The following is a 358-nucleotide window of genomic DNA, read 5'->3' as shown; positions in this document are numbered from 1 at the left end:
TGAAAAAATACAACAGCGCATTACTGACAATTTAAATGAAATAATTATGAAAACAGCATCACTTACAGAAGCACTTATTTATACCGAAGACAAACCAAGTATAACGTTATTATTAAAAACAGACACCACAAAAGAACTAAGGATTGCCTTAAAAGAAGGACAATTGATGAAGGAGCACAAAGCACCATACCCAATAATAGTTGAAATTTTTTGAAGGTGAGATAGAGTTTGGTGTAAACGGAGAACAAAAGATATTGAAAAAGGGAGCACTGATAGCGTTAGACGCTAATGTGCTGCACGATTTAAATGGATTGCAAGATTCTATTGTTAGACTTTCCATTTCTATTGCAGATACCGT

General features: G+C 33.8%; 1 pseudogene. It reads left to right on the top strand.

What is annotated here, in order from left to right:
- A pseudogene (locus V6246_RS18190) lies at positions 1-214 on the top strand (hypothetical protein); the annotation flags it as partial.
- Positions 215-358: the final 144 nt, after the last annotated feature.

Origin of the sequence: Algibacter sp. TI.3.09 (genome assembly GCF_038154905.1) — a bacterium.
Classification (GTDB): domain Bacteria; phylum Bacteroidota; class Bacteroidia; order Flavobacteriales; family Flavobacteriaceae; genus Algibacter.
The sequence above is the reverse complement of the archived record's forward strand: the minus strand, read 5'-3'. Positions and strand labels throughout refer to the sequence as shown.